This window comes from Rhodoferax sp. (genome assembly GCF_023700745.1).
Taxonomy (GTDB): domain Bacteria; phylum Pseudomonadota; class Gammaproteobacteria; order Burkholderiales; family Burkholderiaceae_C; genus Rhodoferax.
Genome location: NZ_JAMPYG010000035.1, coordinates 1 through 3,478 on the forward strand (window position 1 = coordinate 1; position 3,478 = coordinate 3,478).

A 3,478-nucleotide genomic window follows, 5' to 3' on the forward strand; every position below is an offset into this window, starting at 1 on the left:
TCGCGTCTGCTTTAAGTCTTTATTGGTTTGTTGATTGCGGTTATGGACTCCATCGCGTTTTGAGTTATTTTGAGGAGTCCTTTCATGGGCAACAAACTTTACGTCGGCAATCTGCCATATTCTTTCCGTGATGATGATCTGCAACAAGCGTTCGCAGCCCACGGTACCGTCACCAGCGCCAAAGTCATGATGGAACGTGACACCGGTCGCTCCAAGGGTTTCGGTTTTGTCGAAATGGCCGATGATGCACAAGCACAAACCGCCATTGAAGCCATGAATGGCCAGCAATTCGGTGGTCGTGGCCTCGTGGTCAACGAAGCACGTCCGATGGAGCCTCGTCCTCCCCGTTCGGGTGGCGGCGGCTTCGGTGGTGGTGGCGGTTACGGCGGCGGCGCTGGCGGCGGCCGTTCCGGTGGCGGCGGCTACGGCGGTGGCGCTGGCGGTGGCCGTTCAGGCGGCGGTGGCGGTGGTTACGGCGGTGGCCGTAGCAGCTACTAAGCTGATACCAACTTCGCCAGGTTCACTCCTGGCAAGCACAAAAGGGTCCTTCGGGGCCCTTTTTGTTGGGTGTGTCAGTCTGACGGGTCTGTCACACGCGGTTTGCGCGGCCGTCCGGCAAACAGGCGGTCAAACAGGGTGTTGGGCAGCAAACGCAGCAACTTGGCCACCACGCCCATTTGCCATGGAATCACGCGGTAGCTGCTGCCTGCTGCGATGGCGCGCACTGCTTTGTTGGCAAACATTTCGGGCGACATCAAAAACGGCATGGTGTACTGGTTGTTTTGCGTCAGCGGGGTGGCAATGTAGCCTGGGCACAGCGTGACCACCTTGATACCGCTGGTGCGCAATTCGCCGCGCAGGCTTTCGCAATAACTGATCACTGCGGCTTTGCTGGCGCAGTAGCCGCCATGGCCGGGCAGGCCGCGAATGCCTGCGACGCTGCCAATGCCGACCAGCGTGCCCGAGCCGCGTGCCACCATGGGTGCAATGAAGGGGCCAAAGGTGGCCGCCATCCCTATCACATTGGTTGCCAGGATGTTGGCCATGACGGCCAGATCGTCGGGCACTGACGTGTCCACGCCGATGCTGATGCCGGCGTTGGCGATCACCACATCGGGCAGCCCCTGTTGCGCGATGCATGCCTGTGCCAGGCTGGCCATCTGGCTGGATTGGGCGACATCGGCGCAGTAAATAACGTAGTTTTCTGGCCGGATGGCGTGCGCGTCGAGCCAGCTTTGGATGGCCTGGCTGCGCCGCGCCACCAAAGCCAGTCGATAGCCCAGGCGGGCGTAATGCAAGGCCATGGCCTGGCCAATGCCGCTGGAGGCACCGGTAATCAGGACCAAGGGGGGCGTCATGCGGGCTGCTTTCAGGGTGTTTTGGTGGGCGCCAGGTGGCCCCGGACCCGCCCCGTGAGCAGCATGATGCCTTCGCGGTTGTCGTAGTCCATGCTGTCGGCGGTAAAACGGTCCGGGCCACGGGTGAGCTCGACCGGTTTGTGTGATTTGACGCGATCGGTGTTCATGAAGGCGTGTAAATACTCGCCTCGGAAGGTCAGATCGGCTTTTTCCTTGCCGTTTTTGTCAATGCTGGCCTTGCGCTCGACCAGCGCTTGCCCGATGAGTTGGACCTCCGATGCATCGCTGTTGACGAGGGCCTGGTGCGCCGTGGCTGTGGTCAGCAGTCCTTCGATGTTAAAGGAGCGGATGTGCACCTGGTCAATTTCGAGCGTGTCGGTGTCCGGGAAATGGCGTCCATCCCGACCCATGACTTCACTCTTGAGCTGGCCATGGGTATCAAAGGTCTTGATCGAGAACTGGTGGATGAAGTAGTCGGGCAGGTGCCTTACGGCGGCCGCTGGCGCTTTGTGCTCCAGTCCTGGGGTGCTGCGCACCAGCCAATAGGTCGCCAGGGCCAGCAGCCCCATCAACAGCACAGGCAGATACAGGCTGAGCCGGTCCAGCCAGTCATGCAGCTTGTTCATGACATGGCTTCTTGCAACAAGTCAACATAACGGCCGCTGGCCACCAGCAGCAGGTCGCATAGTTCGCGTACCGCGCCGCCACCTCCCTGGCGCTGTGTCACGTAATCGGCCTGGGCCAGCAGCTCGGCCTGGGCATTGGCAGGGGCGCAGGTGAATGCGCAGCGCAACAGCACCGGCAAATCAGGCCAGTCATCGCCCATGGCCGCAGCCTGCTGCCAGTCCAGCCCGAGTGCCTTGAGGGTGAGCTCGGCTGCCGGGCGCTTGTCTTCGGTGCCGAAGTGGGCGTGTTCAATGCCCAGCGCCGCCAGCCGCAGGCGCAGTGCTTTAGAGTCACGCCCGGTGATCACGGCCGGCGTGATGCCGGCACGCTGCAGCAGTTTGAGGCCATGGCCGTCGAGCGTGTTGAAGCGTTTGATGGTCTCGCCTTGCTCCGAGATATACAGGCCGCCGTCGGTGAGGACACCGTCAACATCCAGAAAAACCACACGGATGCCCTGCGCCTTGAGGAGCAGGTCGGGCGGGAAATTGAGGGCGGGGGGCATCAGATCACCTTGGCCCGCATCAGGTCGTTGCTGTTGAGTGCGCCGCACAGTTTGCCCTCTGCGTCCAGCACCAGCACGCTGGTAATGCGACGCTGCTCCATGAGTTCGACGGCGTCGACCGCCAGCGCATCGCGGCTGATGGTGCAGGGCTGCGGGTGCATCACTTGTTGCGCGGTGCTGCTGCGCAAATCGACACCTTTTTCAATCAGGCGACGCAAATCACCGTCGGTAAAAATGCCCTGTACCTGGCCGCTGGCATCCAACACGGCGGCGGCGCCCAGGCCTTTGGCGCTCATTTCGCGCATCAGTTCGCTGAAGCTGGCGTGCAGGCCGACGCTGGGCACCTGGTCGCCGCTGCGCATCACATCGCTGACCAGCGTGAGCAGTTTGCGCCCCAGCGCACCGCCCGGGTGCGAGCGGGCAAAGTCTTCGGCCTTGAAGCCGCGGGCGTCGAGCAGGGCCACCGCCAGTGCATCACCGAGCGCCAGCTGCGCCGTGGTGCTCGCGGTCGGGGCCAGGTTGAGCGGGCAGGCTTCCTTGGTGACACCACTGTTCAGAAAATAGTTGGCGTGGCGCGCCAGGATCGAGTCGGCATGGCCGGTCATGGCCACCAGCGGGGCGCCCAGGCGTTTGATCATCGGCAAAATGGCGGTGAGTTCTTCAGACGAGCCACTGTTTGAAATGGCCAGCACCACGTCTACCGGCTTGATCATGCCGAGGTCGCCATGGCTGGCTTCGGCTGGATGCACAAACATGGCCGGAGTGCCGGTGGACGCCAGCGTGGCGGCAATTTTGCGGCCAATGTGGCCACTTTTGCCCATGCCCATCACCACCACGCGGCCTTGCACCGCCAGCATCAGGCGCACCACTTGCGCAAAGTCGGGGCCGATGTGCTGCTTGAGGCCAAGCAGGGCGGCGGCTTCAATGTCGAGCGTTTCGAGCGCGAGCGCCA

General features: G+C 62.4%; 4 protein-coding genes and 1 pseudogene. 1 reads left to right on the plus strand and 4 read right to left on the minus strand.

The annotated features are described in order from the left end of the window. Positions 1 to 84: 84 nt before the first annotated feature. Positions 85 to 486 (plus strand): annotated as a pseudogene (locus NDJ10_RS15225) (RNA-binding protein); the annotation flags it as partial. 86 nt (positions 487 to 572) lie between these two features. Here the strand turns inward: NDJ10_RS15225 and NDJ10_RS15230 are convergent. The 4 genes from NDJ10_RS15230 to NDJ10_RS15245 form a co-directional block, all read right to left on the minus strand. Then, positions 573 to 1,358 carry an SDR family oxidoreductase gene (locus NDJ10_RS15230; RefSeq protein ID WP_296163858.1) on the minus strand — a complete coding sequence of 262 codons (786 nt, stop codon included), beginning with the start codon at positions 1,356 to 1,358 and terminating at the stop codon, positions 573 to 575. An 11-nt stretch (positions 1,359 to 1,369) separates the two neighbouring features. Further along, positions 1,370 to 1,984, minus strand: a complete 615-nt coding sequence (lptC, locus tag NDJ10_RS15235) for an LPS export ABC transporter periplasmic protein LptC (RefSeq protein WP_296163861.1) — start codon at positions 1,982 to 1,984, stop codon at positions 1,370 to 1,372. Next, on the minus strand, positions 1,981 to 2,526 hold the full coding sequence (locus NDJ10_RS15240; protein ID WP_296163864.1) for an HAD hydrolase family protein: 546 nt from the start codon (positions 2,524 to 2,526) through the stop codon (positions 1,981 to 1,983). The genes lptC and NDJ10_RS15240 overlap by 4 nt, the downstream gene beginning before the upstream one ends. Continuing rightward, a partial coding sequence (locus NDJ10_RS15245) for a KpsF/GutQ family sugar-phosphate isomerase (protein WP_363318727.1) occupies positions 2,526 to 3,478 on the minus strand: 953 nt, incomplete at its 5' end. The genes NDJ10_RS15245 and NDJ10_RS15240, both read right to left, overlap by 1 nt.